This window comes from Campylobacter sp. RM5063 (assembly GCF_024723655.1).
GTDB lineage: Bacteria > Campylobacterota > Campylobacteria > Campylobacterales > Campylobacteraceae > Campylobacter_D > Campylobacter_D lari_D.
Genome location: NZ_JANQDA010000003.1, coordinates 36,684 through 55,669 on the forward strand (window position 1 = coordinate 36,684; position 18,986 = coordinate 55,669).

Genomic DNA, 18,986 nt, shown 5'->3' on the forward strand with positions numbered 1-18,986 from the left:
ATTTTTATTTAAAGTTAAAAATAGATATTGTTTATTAATATTTCAATGAAAGGAAAAAAGTGTTATTTACCAAAGCTAGCGAATATGCTTTATTGTCTTTAATTCATATAGCAAAATCCCAAGAACCGCAAGATGTAGATACTATGTCAAGTGTTTTAGATATACCAAAAAGTTTTTTGGCGAAAATTTTACAAGCACTTGCCAAAGACGCACTTTTGAAATCTTATAAGGGTGCTAAAGGTGGATTTATGCTTGTTAAAAAGCCAAGTGAATACACTTTAAAAGAAATTATTAATAGTGTAGAGAAAAAATCTATCAATGTATTTGAGTGCAGTAATGGAATTTGTCCTTCGCAAAAAGAAGAAAATTGTAAAATTATGCCTGTGTTGGTGAAGCTTCAAAATAAGATAGATGATTTTTTAGTTTCTATTACTCTAGAGGATATTATTCAAAATAATGGCTAAAAGGGATATTTTTAGCTTAGTATTGCCTTGGATTGCTCCACTTGTTGCACCTATTTTAAAGGCAAAGAGTCTAACTATAGTAGCTGTAATTATTGCAATTTTAGCTATTATTATAGTACCTTTACCAAGTATAGTTTTAGATTTTTTTCTTGCTTTAAGTATAGCAATTTCAGTTTTAATTATTTTAATTTCTTTATATATACCAAAACCTACAGATTTAACAACTTTTCCAACTATGATTTTAATTATTACGCTTTTTAGACTTTCACTTAACATAGCTACAACGCGTATGATTTTAAGCGAGGGTCATCAAGGTCCAGCTGCTGTTAGTGATATAGTGGCAAGTTTTGGTGAATTTGTTGTTGGTGGAAATTATGTTATAGGTATGGTTGTTTTTTGTATTTTAGTTTTAATCAATTTTATGGTTGTAACTAAAGGTAGTACAAGGGTTTCTGAAGTTCAAGCAAGATTTACTCTTGATGCAATGCCAGGTAAGCAAATGGCTATTGATGCGGATTTAAATGCAGGTTTGATTGATGAAAAAACTGCACGCGCAAGACGCCAAGAAATCATAGCTGAAGCAAATTTTTATGGAGCAATGGATGGTTCTTCTAAATTTATAAAAGGGGATGCTGTTGCTGGGATTATTATCACCATTGTAAATTTAATCGGTGGGTTTATGATAGGTTATTTTCAGCATGATATGGAGCTTGGAGAATGTGCTTCAACTTATACTATATTAACAATAGGTGATGGGCTTGTTTCTCAAATTCCTGGACTTATAACTTCAACGGCAACTGCAATTATCATCACGCGTGCTAGTAAAGATGAAGATAATTTTGCTGAAGGTTCTATCAATCAGCTTTTAGGGGAATACAAAACTTTATTAATTGTAGGTTTTGTTTTATTTATTTTTGCTTTAGTGCCCGGTTTACCGCATTTTTCTTTAGGCTTTATGGCTTTGGTGTTTTTAGGACTTGGTTATATGATAAAGCAAGTGCAAGAGGGTAAAATTCAAATCAATGCAATTTCAGCTAAAAAGTCTCAAGAAACCCATGAAGAAGAACAAGCTAAACCTCAAAAACGCAGCGAAGAAGAAATCTTAAAAGAAGAAGAAAATAAAATCACAGATATTTTAAAATTAGAAATTTTAGAATTAGAATTAGGTTATGGGCTTATCAAACTAGCAGAAAGTGAATTAACAGAGCGTATTAGATCAACAAGACGCAATATAGCTCAAAGTTTAGGTTTTTTAATGCCAAAAATTAGAATTAGAGATAATTTGCAATTAAAACCAAATGAATATACTTTTAAACTCAAAGGTGTAGGTATAGCTAGTGCTGAAATTTATCCTGATAAATATCTAGCTATGGATAGTGGTTTTATCACTGAACCTATCGAAGGTATAGCTACTAAAGAACCTGCTTTTAATTCTGATGCTTTGTGGATAGAATCATCCTTAAAAGATGAGGCAACGCTGAATGGTTATATTGTAATTGATCCAGCAAGTGTGATTTCAACCCATATGAGTGAGCTTATAAAAGCTAATGCTTCAGAGCTTTTAACTAAACAAGAAGTGCAAAATTTATTAGATAAAATCAAAAATGATTATCCTATCGTGGTAGATGATTGTTTAAGGGTTGCTAGTATAGGTTTAATTCAAAAAGTTTTAAAAGCTTTACTTAAAGAGCATATTCCTATTAAAGATATGCTTACAATTTTAGAATCAATTAGTGATATAGCTGAAGTAAGCAAGAGTTTGGATATGATTATTGAGCATGTAAGGGCTTCTTTAGCAAGAGCAATTACAAATTTATATGTGGATGAAAAAGGGCAAATTAGCTTTTATATTTTTGATGCTGCTGCGGCTGCAAAATTAATGGAGCATGTGCAGTTTAAAGATGGTTCGTATCATTTAATGATAAATGTAGCCCAAACTGGTGCTTTAGTAGAAGCTTTAAAAGCTGAACTTGCAAGTGTGGCAAATACAAGAATTAAGCCTTTCTTGCTTTGTGTTGAGCCACAACTTAGAAAATTTATCGCTGATATTTGTTCTAATTTTGGTATTAATATTACAGTTTTAAGTTTTGCTGAGATTGCAGAAAATACTAAATTTGAAACAGAAGGTATTATAAAAGTTGATAATTTATAAAGGAAAAATATGAAAATTTATCATCTTTCACATACGGATTTAGATGGTTATGCTTGTCAGTATGTGCTAGATTTTTATTTTAAGAATTGTTATTTTTATAATTCTAATTACGGTAAAGAAATTAATGAAAATTTTAATGTGATTTTTAAAAATATAGAGGAAGATTTAAAGCAAAATCCTAATGAAGAATTTGTGATTTTAATCACGGATTTAAATTTAACATTAAGTCAATGTGAAGATTTTCAAAAAGCCATAGAAGGTAAAAAAATCAAACTTTTACTTTTAGATCATCATCAAAGTGGCTTAGAATGTATGCAAAAATATCCTTGGTATTTTTTAGATGATAAAAGATGTGCTACTAAGATTGTTTATGATTTTTTTAGTAAATGTTATGGTGAAAATAAGGCTTTGTCAGAATTTGTGGATGTGGTAAATGCAGTAGATATTTGGTTGAGTGAAGATGAGAATTTTGAACTTGGAAAAGTACTACTTGGTATGGTTTCTGGAGCAAAAGAAATCAATAGGGTAATGTTTGCACAAGAAAATATCAAATATCTTTTTTATCTTTTTGATGTTTGTAGAAAATACATTCATCAAAAAAATGCTCATATTAATTTAGATGATGATTTGCATGGCTTAAAAAAATCTTTTTTTAAAAAAGAAAATGATGATACCTTAAGCAATTTAATTTCAAAATTTGTGGTAGAAAGACTAAGTGTAAATAAAGAAAAATTTAGTGTATTTTATAAAGGAAGTAAAGGTTTATTAACTTCAAATATAGGCAATACTTCCGTAATTGGAAATGATTTTTTAATGCAAAATCCTGATTTTGATTTTTTTGTTGATCTTAGCTCGAGAAAAACCTTAAGTTTTAGAGCAAATAATAAAATCGATGTGAGTTTGATGGCTAAAAGTTTGGTCAATGGGGGAGGGCATAAAAATGCTAGCGGTGGATTGTTTGCTGCGTATAAAGATAGCTCTAACTATGATTTCATAAAAGCACAATTTGTAGATTTAATTAAAAGTAAAGAATTAAAGGAAAATAATGAAAACAAATCATGATCTCAAAGAAGAAATAGAAAATTTACAATATGAATTAAGCATAGTTTTAGAAGCAATGCTCTTGTTTGCTGGGGTAAAAAGAGCAAAATTAGAAAAAGCAATTGGAGTTTATATTGATTGTATTGATGAAGTTTGTCAAAATACCCAAAAAGAAGGAGTTGATGAGATCTTAGAAGTAGTGGAGTACTTAAAAATTCATCATAAAGATTTATTTGAATGAAAAATTTATTATTGCTTTTTATAGGAATTTTTTCTTATGCAAATATCTATGAAGATTTAAGTGATTTTGCTTATAATAAACAAAACACGCTAAATTTAAGCTCTAGTCAAGCTTTATTTTTAGAATACAAACAAAACAAACAAGCTTGTGTGGATATAGTACTTGCTAAAGATAAGGCTTTCGTGGTTAAAATTTATCCATTGTGTAAAAAATTAAACGAAAAAAGTCTAAATGAATACTTAAATACGCAATTTATAAGTTTATACACTAAAGATTTATCAAAACTAAGAAAAGAAATTGCTGATATTAAAAATATTATGCGCGATTTTATGATTTATTATACCTTACATCAATCTTTTGCAAATGAAATTAAAAAAATGAGTAAAAATGATAAATTACAAGCGTATGAACTAGATGAGAAAAAAGGTGGAAAAATTCTCTACAAGGTCAATGATCAAGCTTGTGTAATTTTTGATTTATATTTAGATGAAAATTTGCAAGCTAGTATGCAAGTAAGTGGAATGGAAAATTTGGATAAAACTTGTATGGAGTTAATCTCATCCCCTGATTTTAAAGACTTATCTTTTACAAAAGAGGGTATGAGAAAATATAAATTAAAAAACTAATCTAAAAAATCTTAAATAATATAACTTTAAAATTCTACTTAAAGCCATTTTTTTTCTTTCTATATTGGAAAACACATAAGCTTCAAGATCTTGCTTTTCTCTTAAAGTAAGATTTTTCATTATTATAAACCTTTTAAAAAATATTGCTAGACGCAATTATATTATCTTTTCTTTTAAAAAAACTGAAAAATAAGTTTTTATATATTATATATAAATGGCTAAATAAACTTTAGTTATATAGACTAAATAATTTTAAATATTTTTATTTAAAAATAACTTGACATTATTATACTAAAGTTGTATAATTATCTTGTCACTTAAAAACATTGAGTGCTAAAATAAAAAATTTAAGGTTTTATAGTGAAGTCTTATAGTAAAAAAGATTTAATTTTAAAAACTATCATTGAAACCTATCTAGAGGGTAATAACCCTGTGGGTTCTAATGAGTTAAATCATAAAGTTAGCATACCTGCTTCTACTATAAGAGTTTATTTTAAAAAATTAAGTGATGAAGGTGTATTAACGCAACTTCATATTAGCAGTGGTCGCATACCAACTTTTAGTGCTATGAAGGCTTATTGGTATGAGCAACTTTGCGAAGATGAGATTGTGATTAACGATCTTGCATTGTTGGAGTTTTTGCTTGATAAGTTTGAAATTTATACCTTAGTTTATGGTGGCGATGAGCTTATTTTGCAAGATATTACCAAGGTTAATGATAAATTTATCATACTTGATTTTGGACAAAATGAGTTGGTTTTAAGATTTAGCCAAGATAGTCTGGTTTTCTTACAAAGACTTATAGGGCTTGATCTAAAAAGTATTGAAAATTTAGCTTTTAGAGTTGAGTTTAAAGAGTTATTGGAAAAAATAACTATGCTAAAAGAAGCTATGGTTTATTATAGATATAATGAGAGTAAAGCTTATCAAATTTATCAAAATGATGAATTTGCTAAGCTTTTATCTCCTCAAATTGGATTTTATTTTAACGATAAATTGCAATTTGATCCTTTATTTGAAGAGGGTTTTATGGGATTAAAGCTTAAGAGTACATTTTTAGGCAAAGAATCTAATGTGGTTTTTGCTGGTAGTGTGTATTCTGATTTTAAAACAATGTTAAATATTATAAAGGAGGCTGCGTGAGCGAAGAAAAGCAAAATGAGCAAATACAAGAAGAAGCAGTGGAAAATTCAGAAAATCAAAACAATGAATTAGAAAAACTTCAAGCAGAGTATAATGAGTTAAAAGATACTTATTTAAGAGCAAATGCTGAATTTGAAAATATCAAAAAAAGAATGGAAAAAGAAAAAATTTCAGCAACAATTTATGCAAATGAAAGTTTTGCTAAAGATTTGCTTGATGTAGTTGATGCATTAGAGGCGGCTATTAATGTAGAAGCTAATGATGAATTAAGTTTGAAAATAAAAGAAGGGGTTCAAAACACTTTAGACTTGCTTTTGAAAAAACTTGAAAAACATATGGTTAAAGCAATAGAAGCAAATGGTGAGTTTGATCCAAATTTACATGAAGCGATGTTTCATGTTGAAAGCGCTGATCATGAAAGCAATCATATTGTCCAACTTTTACAAAAAGGTTATATGATGAATGATAGAGTAATTAGATCAGCAAAAGTTAGTGTTGCAAAATAAAATTTAATAAAAAGGATAAAAAATGGCAAAAGTTATAGGTATAGATTTAGGTACAACAAATTCTTGTGTGAGTGTATATGAAAGAGGCGAGAGTAAAGTTATCCCAAATAAAGAAGGTAAAAACACTACTCCTTCAGTAGTTGCTTTTACAGATAAAGGTGAAGTTTTAGTTGGAGATAGCGCTAAGCGTCAAGCTGTGACTAATCCTGAAAAAACTATTTATTCTATAAAAAGAATTATGGGTTTGATGATCAATGAAGAAGCAGCAAAAGAAGCTAAAAATCGCTTACCTTATCATATCACAGAGAGAAATGGGGCTTGTGCGATTGAAATAGCAGGTAAAATTTATACTCCACAAGAAATTTCAGCAAAAGTTTTAATGAAATTAAAAGAAGATGCAGAAGCTTTCTTGGGTGAAAAAGTAGAAGATGCGGTTATTACTGTTCCAGCGTATTTTAATGATGCACAAAGAAAAGCTACAAAAGAAGCAGGACAAATTGCAGGATTGAATGTATTAAGAATTATTAACGAACCAACTGCAGCAGCTTTGGCTTACGGACTTGATAAAAAAGAAAGTGAAAAAATTGTAGTTTATGATTTAGGCGGTGGTACATTTGATGTTACTGTGCTTGAAACAGGTGATAATGTTGTAGAAGTTTTAGCAACAGGCGGTAATGCATTTTTAGGCGGTGATGATTTTGATAATAAATTAATCGATTTTTTAGCAAATGAGTTTAAAGATGAAACAGGTATTGATCTTAAAAACGATGTAATGGCTTTGCAAAGATTAAAAGAAGCAGCTGAAAATGCTAAAAAAGAATTAAGTTCAGCTAATGAAACTAATATTAATTTACCATTTATCACAGCTGATGCAAGTGGCCCAAAACACTTAACTAAGACTCTAACAAGAGCTAAATTTGAAAGTATGATTGATGGTTTAGTTGCTGAAACTATTAGCAAAATTAATGAAGTAGTAAAAGATGCAGGGCTTGATAAAAGTGAAGTAAAAGAAATCGTTATGGTGGGTGGTTCTACTCGTGTTCCACTAGTACAAGAAGAAGTTAAAAAAGCCTTTGGAAAAGAGCTTAATAAATCAGTAAATCCTGATGAAGTTGTTGCAATAGGTGCGGCAATTCAAGGTGCGGTTATTAAAGGTGATGTTAAAGATGTATTATTGCTTGATGTTACTCCGCTTTCTTTAGGTATTGAAACTTTAGGTGGTGTGATGACTAAAATCATCGAAAAAGGTACAACTATACCAACTAAAAAAGAGCAAGTTTTCTCAACTGCTGAAGATAATCAAAGCGCAGTTACTATCAATGTTTTACAAGGTGAGAGAGAATTTAGCCGTGATAATAAATCTTTAGGAAATTTCAATCTTGAAGGAATTCCACCAGCACCTCGTGGTATGCCACAAATTGAAGTAACTTTTGATATTGATGCAAATGGTATTTTAACAGTTAGTGCAAAAGATAAAGCTACAGGTAAGGCTCAAGAGATTAAAATCACAGGTTCAAGTGGATTAAGTGAAGAAGAAATCAACAACATGGTAAAAGATGCAGAGCTTCACAAAGAAGAAGATAGAAAACGCAAAGAAGCAGTAGAAGCTAGAAATGCTGCTGATAGCTTGGTACATCAAGTAGAAAAATCTTTAAGTGAGCTTGGAGATAAAGTAGGCGATGATGATAAAGCAAATATTCAAAAAGCTTTAGATGAGTTAAAAGAGACATTGAAAAATGCTAATGCTTCTAAAGAAGAAATCGAAGGCAAAATGAAAGCTTTAAGTGAAGTTTCTCATAAATTAGCAGAAAATATGTATAAAAAAGAAGAACCAAACGCTCAAAAGAAAAAAGATGATGATGTAATTGATGCTGAAGTTGAGTAAAAACTAAACTAGAAGCCTTGTTGCTTCTAGTTTAATCAATATATTTTTTACAATCTTCCTTAAAATAATTTCTATCAAATCTTGCAAAATTATCATTATTTGGCACTTTATAACATTCGCTGAAATTTTTAGCCTTAAGAATTTTGATATAAAAACTAGGAATGGCTATGTTGTTTTTAATGCGTTTTGGCTTATCATCATAAAGTACTAAATTTAAGACTTCTAATTCTTTATTTTTCTTTGCTAAATATCTTTCTCTTTGTTCGATTTCATTCCAAATTTCTGCATTAATATCTTTTTTTTGCGGAGTGATATTGCTCATTAAAAAAGTGCTAAGTTGGGCTTGTGGGGTTGCATTCATGGATTGATTTGGTACAACATGCCCTCTTGTATAACCACTTCTTAGATAATCCTCCCAATAAGTTCTATACTTTTTAGGAATATTGGTATCATCTTTAAATTTTGGACGTTTTTTGATGTGCCCTTGATTTAAAATTTTAGCTTCTAGTTTATAAGCAATTGCCTTAGTGCCTTTATAATTATAATCATAACAATTAATATAATAATATTTATCCATTAATAAAGAGCAGTCTTTAAAATAAGCTTTAAAGCTAGGATGTAATTCATATTGAGTATAAGCAAAAGAGCTTAAAGCTAAGGCGCAAAGTGTTAAAACTTTTTTCATGCTAAAAGCTTTCTTACCATTTCATTAAGTCTTTTACCATCAACGCTCGCACCAAAAGCTGCTTTAGCTTCTTTCATCAAAATACCTTGTTCTTTTAAAGAGCTAATTTGTAGTTTTTCTATAAGTTTTTTTAGCTCACTTTCTAATTCCTCATCGCTAAGTTGTTTTGGTAAATAAGCACTTAAAATAGCTACTTCTTGGAGTTCCTTTTGTGCTAAATCTTCTCTAGAACCTTTGCTAAAAGCAAGTGCAGCTTCATTTCGTTTTTTAATCTCACTCGCAATGATTTTGTATATTCTTTCATTATTAAGTGTGATTCTCTCATCAACTTCTATTTGTTTAAAGCTAGCATTAAGCGTTCTTAAAGTGTTTCTTTTAAAATCATCTTTATTACGCATAGCTTCTTTAATGTCTTCTAAAATTTGATCTTTTAAACTCATTTTTTCTCCTTTAAAATTTGATATTTTTAAAATGTGCTATACACACACCTTCTCTAACACCATCATCAATCACAATGAGCTTTTGCTTATTAAATAAAGCAAAAAGTATCATTGAGCCTGCTATGAGGTATTTTTTTCTATTTTCTCCAAGATAAATTTTAGCTTTTTCTTGTTCTAAATTCCAAATTTTTAATGCAAAATCAAAAAAATCTTTGCGTTTGAGTATTTTACCATTTACACTTTCTTCTAGGTAGTCTTTGTATTTTATGTTTTGTTTATAAGCACAAAGTGTGGTAGGTACTCCTGAATTTAGTATGAAAAAATTTCCTTTTAATTTTATATCTTTACTAAGATTAAAAGCTTTTAAGGCAAGTTGCTTTAAATGCGCAGGGTAGGGGCTTAGATGAATTTTTAATTTTTCATCTTTAATACGCACAAGATTTTGTGGATATTTTTTAAAAAATCTTACATAAGCACTTGGTTTTATGGCTTTAAAATGCATTTTTTCATAAAAACTAATGATTCCAAAATCATAACTTTTGCTAAACTTATCATTTGAAATTTCACAAGAAGCACCGCCCAAATCACAATAACTTAAGTCTTTTCTAAAAAGTTTAAGAGCTTTAAGACGCTCTTGCATACCTAAAACGCTTAGTTTTGCTTCGGTTTTTGCATCGATTAATTTTATATCAAGTTTAAATTCTTTTTGAATTTTTTCAAAAATAAGCTTAGTATTTTTTGCTTTTCTAAAAGCAGCTGTGGCGACTGCTTTAGCTTGACTTAAGTTATAATTTTTTTCTTTTAAGATTTTCAAAGCGCTAAAAATTCTTTCTATAGCTTCATCACTAATGGTGTCATTTTGCATATTTTTAGCTGCTCCTATGATAAATTCTTCGCTTTTTAATTTATTAAAATTCTCATCCATCAAAACAGCTCTTAATGTATTTGAACCCATATCAATACCTAGCACTAGCTCTCCTTAAAAAATTTAAAGTATAATAGCAAAAAACTTATAAGGAAAACTTATGCTTTTAGGGGTTAATATCGATCATATAGCAGTTTTAAGAGAAGCTAGAAAAGTAAATGATCCTGATTTGCTTGAAGCTGCGTTTTTGAGTGCAAATTTAGCTGATCAAATCACTATCCATGTAAGAGAAGATCGTCGTCATGCTAATGAGTTTGATTTAGAAAATATCTTAAAATATTGCAAATGTGTAGTGAATTTAGAATGCTCTATTGATATGATAGAATATGCTTTAAAATACAAACCCTCGCGCGTTACTTTAGTACCTGAAAAAAGACAAGAGCTTACAACAGAAGGTGGTTTAAATTTAGACAATGAAAAATTACAAGAAGCCATTAATGCTTTAAAACAAGAGCAAATCGAAGTTTCTTTGTTTATTGATCCAAATTTAGAAGATATTAATAAATCATCTTCTTTAAATGCTGATTTTATAGAGCTTCATACAGGATTGTATGCTAATATTTATAATGCATTATATACCAATATCAATCAAACTTCTTATGCATTGCCTGAATTAATTTTAAGTAAAAATGAACTCAAAAAGCTTTTAGAAAATGAACTCCAAAGATTAAAACAAAGTGCGAGTTTGGCTAAGGATTTAAATTTAAGAGTGGCAGCTGGTCATGGGCTTAATTATAAAAATGTAAAAAATATTGTGGATATTTTAGAAATAGAAGAGTTAAATATAGGTCAAAGCATAGTAGCAAGATCGGTTTTTGTAGGCTTAGAAAAAGCTATATTGCAAATGAAAGCTTTGATTAAAAGATGAAAAAAATTGCTATTAGCATAGGAGATTTAAATGGTATAGGTATGCAAATTTTATTATCTTGTCATGATGAGCTAGTAAAAATTTGTGAGCCATATTATTTTGTACATTATGAATTATTTCAAAAAGCAAATAAACTTTTGAAAATAAATCCTAAATCTAAAATCAATTTAGTTGAAATTTCTAATGCTTTAAAACCACATTTTGCTTTTAAAGAAGAAAAAGAAAATTTTTTAATTTATGAGTTTTCATATCAAGCTAGTAAAATTATTGATTTTGATTTTGAGTTAAATCCTGCAAATTTAGACGCTAAAAGTGGAGCTTATTCTTTTTTAAGTTTTGAAGGAGCTAGTTATTGCACGCATTTATTTTTAGATGCTTTAGTAACTTTACCGATTAATAAAAAAACTTGGCAAATGGGGGGAGTGAGCTATAAAGGTCATACTGAAGCACTAAGAAATTTTTTCAAACAAGATGCTATTATGATGTTAGGGTGTGATGAGCTTTTTGTGGCTTTATATACTGAACATATGCCTTTAAGAGATGTTTATAAAGAAATTAAGGCTTTTGAGCTTGCGCAATTTTTAATTAATTTTTATCAATGCACTTTATTTGAAAAAATTGGAGTTTTGGGTTTTAATCCTCATGCAAGCGATAATGGCGTAATAGGTGGAGAGGAAGAGCAAGAAATAAAAAAGGCCATAAGAATGGCAAATGTATTTTTAAAAGATCATGCATTAAATTTACAAAATTTAGAAAATGAATATTTTTTAAGTCAAAAAGAAAAAGAGTTTTCTTATAAGGAAAATATTTTTTTAAGTGAGCCTTTAGTGGCCGATAGTGCTTTTACTCCTTTTGCATTAAGTAAATGCAAGTATTTAGTCAGTATGTATCATGATTTAGCTTTAGCACCTTTAAAAGCTTTGTATTTTGATAAAAGTATTAATGCGAGTTTAAATTTACCCATAATTCGAACTAGTGTTGATCATGGAACAGCTTATGATAGGGCTTATAAAAATGAAAAAATAAACTTACAAAGTTATATGCAAGCAGTAAAATCTGCTTTACAATTTTTACAAATCAAAGAAAAAAATAAGTAAAAGTTACTAAAATATTCTTAAAATAATTTCTTAAGGAGAATGCTTGAGTAAAGACAATACCATTGCATTTTTTATTTTTATTGTAAGCGTTTTGTGTTTTTTTGTTTGGGGTTATAATTATATTCCTAATAATTCCATGATATTATTTATTCTTGCTAGTGTATTTGGAATTTTTATGGCCTTTAATGTTGGCGGCAATGATGTTGCAAATTCATTTGGCACTAGCGTGGGAGCTAAGACAGTTACTATCAAGCAAGCTTTAATTATTGCAGCAGTATTTGAATTAAGTGGAGCTGTGTTTGCAGGTGGGGAAGTAACTAATACTATAAGAAGTGGTATAGTGGTTTTACCAGATAGTGTTGATCCTATGGTGTTTGTATGTGTTATGCTTTCAGCTTTGCTAAGTTCAGGTATTTGGTTATTTATAGCAACAAAAAAAGGACTTCCAGTTTCTACTACTCATAGCATTATAGGTGGTATTGTAGGTTCAAGTATAGCTATGGGGTTTGTATTTTTTAATCAAGACCAAGCTTTTTCTATGGTAAATTGGAATGGTATTTATAAGATAGCTATGAGTTGGGTTATTTCTCCTTTACTTGGTGGACTTGTGGCGTATTTAATTTATGCTTATATTTATAAAAAAATACTTCAACCTTCGGCTTTGATTAATATGCAAATAAAAGAAATTAAAAAAGAAAAAAAGGAGTTTAAAGAAAATTTTTTTATCAATTTAAAAAACAAAAGTCAAGAAGAGCAAATTAAAGAATTAAGCGCCATTGTTTTAGATGACGATGAAAAAAGAAGTGAATATAAGTTAAAAATTAAAGAATTAAAAGAAAAAGAAAAAAATATAGATGTTTTTTCTAAAATGAAATTCCATGTTCCTTTGGTTGCAGGGATAGCTGCTTTAATAATAGCGTCAATGTTTTTATTTAAAGGTTTAAATAAAGTTTCTACTTTAGATATGGTGCAGAATTTATGGATAGTTTCTATTATTTCTATTTTTGCTTATATAGTTACTTTGGCTGTTGTAAGATTGATGAAAAAAACTGAAGTAAATAAAACTATAGAAAAGATTTTTTCGTGGTTTCAAATTTTTACTGCTTCTAGTTTTGCTTTTTCGCATGGAGCTAATGATATAGCTAATGCTCTTGGGCCATTTGCTGCGATTTTAGATGTGCTTAAAAACAACACCATTAATCCAAGTTCGCCAGTGCCATTTGCTGTAATGCTTATGTTTGGTATAGCTTTGGTTATTGGACTTTGGTTTTTAGGTAAAGAAGTTATTCAAACTGTTGGTTCAAAACTAGCAGAAATTAAGCCAACAACAGGATTTAGTGCTGAACTTGGTGCAAGTATTGTTATACTTTTAGCAACTCAACTTGGAATTCCAGTTAGCTCAACCCATATTTTAATCGGCGCCATTTTGGGTATAGGGGTGTTTAATAAAGATGCTAAATGGGGTATGATGAAACCTATTGGTTTAGCTTGGGTTATTACTTTACCAGTTGCTGGAATTCTTTCAAGTATTATTTTTGTAATTTTTGTAAATATAATCTTATGAGTTTAAACTCATAAGATATTTTTTAGCTTCATTTAAATTAGAGCTATTTATAAAATAATCAATTTTTGAAGGTTTTTTATATACTTTATCATAATATTCAAAAAGCATTTTTACACAAAGTTCTAAATTATTTTCTTCATAATTTTTACAAAGTTTTATCTTGAAGTCTTTACTGATATAGGGTGAGATTTTCTCAACACATTGATAAAACACTTTTTTATCCATTGGAGTATAGTTTTTTAAAACTCTTTGAATGCGTAAATTTATATCACACTCGCACCAAATTTTCTTAGCTTTTTGCATACTATTATATAAATTTAGTGGGATAGTTAAATTTCCAATTTGTCTGCTTTCAGCTTCTATAAAACAAGTTTTGTGAGTATAATCTTTTAAAAAATAAAACAACTTATCTTCAAAGGCTTTTTGGCTTGGTTGTTCTCCATAAATTTTACCAAAACTTGATCCTTGGTGATTAGCTAGTTTTTCTAAATTTAAAGCATTGTTTAAAGTTTGGATTAAATCACTTTTACCACTTGCTGTATTGCCACAAAGACATAAAAACTCAATATTTAAATCTTTCCTAAAAAACTCACTCACATAACTTCTATAGGCCTTGTATCCACCTTCTAATCTTACAACTCTATAACCAAGTTCAGCCAAGATTAAAGCAATAGCTTTTGATCTTTTACCACCTCTTGCACAATAAATTCCCACCAAAGAACCTATTTTATAATTTTGATAAAGTTTATTAATATGTTCACTCATATTTTTACAAATATAACTTGCACCTTTTGCTTTAGCTAAGCCTTTATTTTTCTTATAAAGTGTGCCTATTTCTTCAAATTCATTATCATTTAATGCGTAGTAATTTTGCGCAGATTTTATATGAGCAAGTTTGTATTCTTTGGGACTTCTTACATCAATTAAAAGATCAAAATTAAATTTTAAAAAATTTTCAAAATCAACTTCTTTATACATAATCTTTAAAAGCTTTGCATAAGGTGGTATAAACTTTTCCCAAATCACTCCCACAAACTCTAGTTTGTCCTATGGTAGTGATAAAATTTGTATCCCCTTGCCATCTTGGGATTAAATGATAATGACAATGCGGCGCTATGCCAGCTCCTGCTGCACTGCCTAAATTCATACCTATATTAACACCCTTAGCATGAAAGTTTTCTTTTAAAATTTTAACTCCAATACGCACAAAATGGCTAATTTCTAGCCATGTATCATTATTTAAATCTTCTATATTTTCTAAATGATCATAAGGGATAATCATGAAATGACCCGGACTATAAGGGTATTTATTCATAATGCCAAAACATTCTTTAGCTCTAAAAATTACCCCAAGTTTTTCATCTTCATTGAGTTCATACTTACAATGACAAAAAGGGCAAAAATTTTTATCTTTATTATTAAAATAAACATCCCTCCAAGGTGCGTATAAATACTCCATCAACTCTCCTTTATGCAAGCATGCAGATTTTTGATATTTTTACTTATAAGAGCTTTATTTTTTGGTATCAAAGGTAATAGCTTTTCATCTTCTAATAAAAAAATTCTAGCTCCTGCTAAAATAGCATTATTAAGATCGCTTTTGCTTTCAATATAAAAAATGGCCTCTAAGCCAAGATGTATTGCAAAATTATAAAGTTTTTTTAGTTGCATAGTTTTTAGTATTTTAGGAAATACAATAAACGCATCAGCTCCATATACCAAGCTTTCCAAAATTTGATATTCATCAAAAATAAAGTCAAATTGCACAATGGGTTTGTCATGATAGCGTCTAAAAAGACTTAAATTTTGTATGTCTTGATTAAGCAAAGGACTTGTTGGTAAAACGATAGCATCAAAATTTTCATGATTAAAATTTAAATCTTTGGAGTATAAAAAATGCGAAAGTTTTCTTTCAAGCAAAAGTGTGTAAATATCTTTAGGATAAAAAGCATTAGAAGCTAGGCTTCTGCCCAGCATATCATAAGGAAAAATTTCTTTTTTATTTTCTAGAATTTTTTGTGTTTTTGAAAAATGATCTTTTAAATCTATTGTTTTAAACATTTTTCAATGGCCTTTAAGTGATCTTTGCTTTCTTGGGAATTTGCAAATTCTTTATCGTGGAATGTTTTTTGTAAAATTTCATAAGCTTTTTTGCAATTTTTAAGTTTATAATAGCCCCAAGCTAAAGAATCTAGGTAGTAAAGATTTTGTGGTTCTTGTTCAAGTGCCCAGCCTACTAATTCTATGCCTTTTGCAATATCAATATCATATTCGATTAAGGCATAGCCATAGTAGTTTTGATATAAAGCATCGCTACGCACATCTACACTTTGTTCAAATTTTTTCATAATAGAAGCTAGAATTTTTGGATCCGTGATTTTTTTACTTTTAGAATCCATATAAATTTCAAATTCTAAAACCCCTGCCATAGAAAGGTATTTTTTATCTTTGCTAAGTTCATAATGTTTTAAAGCTATTTCGTAAGCTTTTTTATAATTTTTTGTTTGTGTATATAAGAAAATTTTAGTATCAGGATCTATGTTGTATTGTTGGACTAAATTTAGAGCTTGTTTATAATTTTTTTCTTGCACTAGTAATTCTATCATAGCATATATATATTTAATATCATTGTTGAGTTTATATAGTTTTTCAAGGGTTTGAATGCTTGCCTTATTGTTTTTTTGCTCTTGATAAATTTTTAAAAGTAGGGTGCATGTTTTAAGAGTGCATTGTGAATTTTTTACAAATTCTTCTAAAGCTTTTTTAGCTTGATCGATATTTTTATTTTTAATATTAATTTCAACTATTTTAAGTAATAAATTTTCATGTTCAAAAAGCTTATAAGCAAGATTGTATTGCTCTAAAGCTTTGGTGTATAAAGCTTTTTTAGCAAAAATATCACCTAGTATTTCATAGTTTCTATAATCTTGCTCTTCTTTAATGAGTTTATAAAGTATAGTTTCGGCTTGTTTATAATCTCCTATTTCAAAAAAATGCAAAGCATTTAATCTTGCAATAGCTGTATGATTTAAAAATTCTTTAGAGGCTTTTAAAAGTTCATCTTTTTGTTTTAAGTTAGCACCCAAAGCTAAAAGCAATGCTTTTTGCAAATAGATACTTTCATTATTTTCATGAAATAAATTTGTATAAATATCACATGCTTTTTGAAACTGTCCATGTTCTTCATAAATGAGTGCTTGTAAGATTTTATCTTCGCTTTTAGCCAAAGCAAGGTTTGTTAGGATAAAAACGATAATTAGTGAAAGCAAACCCCTATACATTCTTCTTTCAACTCCTCTTTGTGTGTTTTAAAATACTCCCAAAATGGAAAAGTTTTACATTGTTTTGGTCTATGCTTGTAAATTAAACATTTTTTATACATTGTATCAAAAAAAATACAACGATAGCCATTTTCATGCTTTACTTCTTTAAAACTATATTTAAATCCAACTTTGATAAGGTATTGTTCTTTAAAGGCTTCAAAGTTTAAATTTAAAAAAGCAGCAATAGCTTCTAGCTCTTCTTTGCTAGCATAGATATATCCACTTTCTCCAGTGCAGCATTTTCCACCGCATATTTTACAAGCATTTTCATCAAAAGAATAATCAAAGTTTTTTTCACATATCATAGCTTATAGTTCCTGTATTTTCATAAATTTCGCTAATTTTTGGATTTAAAACATTATTTTCATACATAAAAAGCGTAGGCATTATCACACAAGGGCTTTTATTATTTTTTTTAATATGCATTAAAACAAGCCTTGCATTAGTTTGTGTATTGGTGTGAATACATTGAAGAGAAACTAGTTTTAATTTAAATTGTTTTAAATAAGCACAAATTTCATCTAAAAAACTTGCCTCATAGCACATAAAAAAACTACCATTTGGCTTGATTAAAGTATTTATTTTAGCAAACATCTTCTCAAGCGGCATAAATTCTTGATATCTTGATATACATAAATGCAAATCTTGGCTTTTTTGTGTATTTTTTTTATAAAATGGAGGATTAGAGATTAAAAAATCAAATTTTATATCACTTTTATAGTTTAAAAAGTCTTCGCAAATGCTTTGAATTTCAAGTTTATTTTCTTTGGCATTTTTATAACTTAGTTTGATATTTTGCTCTTGAATATCTAGTAGATAAACTTTTGAATTTGGAAATTTTTGCTTTACTAAAAGTCCTAAAATTCCACATCCACATCCTATATCAAGGATATTTCCTTTTAAGTTATTTTTAGATAAAAAGTCAAAAAGTAAAAGGCTATCATTATTATAACGATAGCCTTTTGAATATTGAAAGAGTTTTAGCATTTATAAAGATGATCGCAGATTTTAAATGAATCATTTAAACCCACTACAATAGAAGCTCCGTTTTTACTCGCTATATCGCCTGCTACAAATAATCCTTTTACATTACTTTCTTTGTTTTCATCAAAGCTTGGCACACCTTTTTCATCAACTTCTATAGAGCATTTTTGTAAGAAATCAAGTGGAGTTGAACCACCAATAGCATAAATAATGCGATCATAAATTTCACTTGTATTGTTAGTGAAATTTACTTTAGCTTTGCCATTTTCATCTTCAATACCAGTTATATCTATGCCGAGTTTTGCTTTTACACTGCCTTGCTCAAAAGCTTTTTGAATATCTTCAAGATTAATATCGTTTAATCTTGAGAAAGTTTCTCTTCTATAGCAAAGTGTAACATCGTTATTTTTAGCTAAATCTATAGCGTATTCTGCTGCTGAATTTCCACCGCCTACAACTAAGATTTTTTCATCTTGGCTTGTTGAATTTGCATTAAAATTGATGATTTTTGTTAAAGTTATAGGTAAAGTATAGCTTGGTTTATTTGGCTTACCCATTCTACCTATGGCAATAACTGCATTTTTACAAATATAATTTTCATTTGCAGTACTAACGATGAAATTTTCTCCATCTTTTTTAACACTTTCAACTTCACTAGAAAGCTTTACTTCAAGATTATGCTCTTTGATAGCATTTTGGAAAGTTTCTATCGTACTTTCTCTAGTTCCATCTTCAAAATTTATATGCCCGTGATTTGTGCTATCACAACCTTTATAAGCTTTGTCTACTCTTTTACCTTCTTTGTAAAATTTTACTAAGGTTTGACAAATCGCATCAGCTTTTTCTAAAACAATAACTTCTTTATTTTTTATTTTAGCTTCTACTCCTGCTGCAATACCTGCAGGGCCAGCGCCAATAACTACCATATCAAAAATTTTCATTATTTCCCTTTTTTAATTTTTAGTTTATGTAAATGTATCAAAAAAACAATAATAAAAAATAAAAAACAGAAATTATTTTTATTTTGTAAATAAATTTTTTA

Annotated in this window: 22 protein-coding genes; 11 read left to right on the plus strand and 11 right to left on the minus strand. The window is 28.8% G+C overall.

Going from position 1 to position 18,986, the window contains the following annotated elements; translation table 11 throughout:
* The first annotated feature begins 59 nt into the window (after positions 1 to 59).
* Genes CAMP5063_RS01790 through CAMP5063_RS01810 form a run of 5 tightly spaced genes read left to right on the plus strand, consistent with a single transcriptional unit; the run spans position 60 to position 4,524 of the window.
* Positions 60 to 464, plus strand: a complete 405-nt coding sequence (locus CAMP5063_RS01790; protein ID WP_220567238.1) for an Rrf2 family transcriptional regulator — start codon at positions 60 to 62, stop codon at positions 462 to 464.
* Positions 457 to 2,616, plus strand: a complete 2,160-nt coding sequence (gene flhA / locus CAMP5063_RS01795) for a flagellar biosynthesis protein FlhA (RefSeq protein ID WP_133318796.1) — start codon at positions 457 to 459, stop codon at positions 2,614 to 2,616. Before CAMP5063_RS01790 ends, flhA begins: the two co-directional genes overlap by 8 nt.
* A 9-nt stretch (positions 2,617 to 2,625) precedes the next feature.
* On the plus strand, positions 2,626 to 3,678 hold the full coding sequence (locus CAMP5063_RS01800; protein ID WP_039618500.1) for a DHH family phosphoesterase: 1,053 nt from the start codon (positions 2,626 to 2,628) through the stop codon (positions 3,676 to 3,678).
* Positions 3,662 to 3,898, plus strand: a complete 237-nt coding sequence (locus CAMP5063_RS01805) for a hypothetical protein (protein ID WP_337194702.1) — start codon at positions 3,662 to 3,664, stop codon at positions 3,896 to 3,898. Before CAMP5063_RS01800 ends, CAMP5063_RS01805 begins: the two co-directional genes overlap by 17 nt.
* Positions 3,895 to 4,524, plus strand: coding sequence for a hypothetical protein (locus tag CAMP5063_RS01810; protein ID WP_337194703.1), 630 nt, complete (start codon positions 3,895 to 3,897; stop codon positions 4,522 to 4,524). Before CAMP5063_RS01805 ends, CAMP5063_RS01810 begins: the two co-directional genes overlap by 4 nt.
* On the opposite strand, the gene CAMP5063_RS01815 is transcribed toward CAMP5063_RS01810, so the two are convergent.
* Complete coding sequence (locus CAMP5063_RS01815) at positions 4,513 to 4,644, minus strand: hypothetical protein (protein WP_256374638.1); 132 nt, start codon at positions 4,642 to 4,644, stop codon at positions 4,513 to 4,515. The genes CAMP5063_RS01810 and CAMP5063_RS01815 overlap by 12 nt on opposite strands.
* A 240-nt stretch (positions 4,645 to 4,884) precedes the next feature.
* Between CAMP5063_RS01815 and CAMP5063_RS01820 the strand changes: the two genes are divergently transcribed.
* The 3 genes from CAMP5063_RS01820 to dnaK are packed head-to-tail and all read left to right on the plus strand — an operon-like array spanning position 4,885 to position 8,058.
* Positions 4,885 to 5,667, plus strand: a complete 783-nt coding sequence (locus CAMP5063_RS01820; RefSeq protein ID WP_258107533.1) for an HrcA family transcriptional regulator — start codon at positions 4,885 to 4,887, stop codon at positions 5,665 to 5,667.
* Positions 5,664 to 6,173 (plus strand): nucleotide exchange factor GrpE, encoded by a 510-nt coding sequence (gene grpE, locus CAMP5063_RS01825; protein WP_337194704.1) that lies wholly within the window; start codon positions 5,664 to 5,666, stop codon positions 6,171 to 6,173. Before CAMP5063_RS01820 ends, grpE begins: the two co-directional genes overlap by 4 nt.
* Before the next feature lie 22 nt (positions 6,174 to 6,195).
* Entirely contained in the window at positions 6,196 to 8,058 is a 1,863-nt protein-coding gene (gene dnaK / locus CAMP5063_RS01830) for a molecular chaperone DnaK (RefSeq protein ID WP_114640400.1), read from the plus strand.
* A 31-nt stretch (positions 8,059 to 8,089) separates the two neighbouring features.
* Here dnaK and CAMP5063_RS01835 read toward each other — a convergent pair whose 3' ends face one another.
* The 3 genes from CAMP5063_RS01835 to CAMP5063_RS01845 are packed head-to-tail and all read right to left on the minus strand — an operon-like array spanning position 8,090 to position 10,153.
* A complete protein-coding gene (locus tag CAMP5063_RS01835; RefSeq protein WP_258107532.1) occupies positions 8,090 to 8,743 on the minus strand; it encodes a DNA/RNA non-specific endonuclease in 654 nt (217 codons plus the stop codon).
* Positions 8,740 to 9,183, minus strand: coding sequence for a GatB/YqeY domain-containing protein (locus CAMP5063_RS01840; RefSeq protein WP_263666179.1), 444 nt, complete (start codon positions 9,181 to 9,183; stop codon positions 8,740 to 8,742). Before CAMP5063_RS01840 ends, CAMP5063_RS01835 begins: the two co-directional genes overlap by 4 nt.
* Before the next feature lie 10 nt (positions 9,184 to 9,193).
* Entirely contained in the window at positions 9,194 to 10,153 is a 960-nt protein-coding gene (locus tag CAMP5063_RS01845) for a Ppx/GppA phosphatase family protein (RefSeq protein WP_337194705.1), read from the minus strand.
* 55 nt (positions 10,154 to 10,208) lie between these two features.
* Here CAMP5063_RS01845 and CAMP5063_RS01850 point away from each other — a divergent pair, with 55 nt between their 5' ends.
* From CAMP5063_RS01850 to CAMP5063_RS01860, 3 genes are read left to right on the plus strand one after another with little or no spacing between them, the layout of a single operon-like run.
* Positions 10,209 to 10,976, plus strand: a complete 768-nt coding sequence (locus CAMP5063_RS01850; RefSeq protein WP_337194706.1) for a pyridoxine 5'-phosphate synthase — start codon at positions 10,209 to 10,211, stop codon at positions 10,974 to 10,976.
* Positions 10,973 to 12,073: a 4-hydroxythreonine-4-phosphate dehydrogenase gene (pdxA, locus tag CAMP5063_RS01855; RefSeq protein ID WP_337194707.1), complete on the plus strand. Its 1,101-nt coding sequence runs from the start codon at positions 10,973 to 10,975 to the stop codon at positions 12,071 to 12,073. The genes CAMP5063_RS01850 and pdxA overlap by 4 nt, the downstream gene beginning before the upstream one ends.
* Before the next feature lie 43 nt (positions 12,074 to 12,116).
* Complete coding sequence (locus CAMP5063_RS01860; protein ID WP_263725683.1) at positions 12,117 to 13,637, plus strand: inorganic phosphate transporter; 1,521 nt, start codon at positions 12,117 to 12,119, stop codon at positions 13,635 to 13,637.
* Here the strand turns inward: CAMP5063_RS01860 and mnmH are convergent.
* From mnmH to CAMP5063_RS01895, 7 genes are read right to left on the minus strand one after another with little or no spacing between them, the layout of a single operon-like run.
* Positions 13,632 to 14,615 (minus strand): tRNA 2-selenouridine(34) synthase MnmH, encoded by a 984-nt coding sequence (gene mnmH, locus CAMP5063_RS01865; protein ID WP_337194733.1) that lies wholly within the window; start codon positions 14,613 to 14,615, stop codon positions 13,632 to 13,634. The two genes, CAMP5063_RS01860 and mnmH, sit on opposite strands and share 6 nt — an antisense overlap.
* Complete coding sequence (locus tag CAMP5063_RS01870; protein ID WP_263666181.1) at positions 14,608 to 15,096, minus strand: HIT family protein; 489 nt, start codon at positions 15,094 to 15,096, stop codon at positions 14,608 to 14,610. Before CAMP5063_RS01870 ends, mnmH begins: the two co-directional genes overlap by 8 nt.
* Complete coding sequence (locus tag CAMP5063_RS01875; protein WP_263737243.1) at positions 15,096 to 15,698, minus strand: indole-3-glycerol-phosphate synthase TrpC; 603 nt, start codon at positions 15,696 to 15,698, stop codon at positions 15,096 to 15,098. Before CAMP5063_RS01875 ends, CAMP5063_RS01870 begins: the two co-directional genes overlap by 1 nt.
* A complete protein-coding gene (locus CAMP5063_RS01880; RefSeq protein ID WP_220567118.1) occupies positions 15,683 to 16,918 on the minus strand; it encodes a tetratricopeptide repeat protein in 1,236 nt (411 codons plus the stop codon). Before CAMP5063_RS01880 ends, CAMP5063_RS01875 begins: the two co-directional genes overlap by 16 nt.
* The gene (locus CAMP5063_RS01885; RefSeq protein WP_263659104.1) at positions 16,894 to 17,265 is read right to left on the minus strand and encodes a YkgJ family cysteine cluster protein; all 372 of its coding nucleotides are present in this window, start codon (positions 17,263 to 17,265) and stop codon (positions 16,894 to 16,896) included. The genes CAMP5063_RS01880 and CAMP5063_RS01885 overlap by 25 nt, the downstream gene beginning before the upstream one ends.
* The gene (locus CAMP5063_RS01890) at positions 17,255 to 17,947 is read right to left on the minus strand and encodes a tRNA1(Val) (adenine(37)-N6)-methyltransferase (protein WP_263659105.1); all 693 of its coding nucleotides are present in this window, start codon (positions 17,945 to 17,947) and stop codon (positions 17,255 to 17,257) included. The genes CAMP5063_RS01885 and CAMP5063_RS01890 overlap by 11 nt, the downstream gene beginning before the upstream one ends.
* The gene (locus CAMP5063_RS01895; protein WP_263660070.1) at positions 17,941 to 18,885 is read right to left on the minus strand and encodes an NAD(P)-binding domain-containing protein; all 945 of its coding nucleotides are present in this window, start codon (positions 18,883 to 18,885) and stop codon (positions 17,941 to 17,943) included. Before CAMP5063_RS01895 ends, CAMP5063_RS01890 begins: the two co-directional genes overlap by 7 nt.
* Positions 18,886 to 18,986 lie beyond the last annotated feature (101 nt).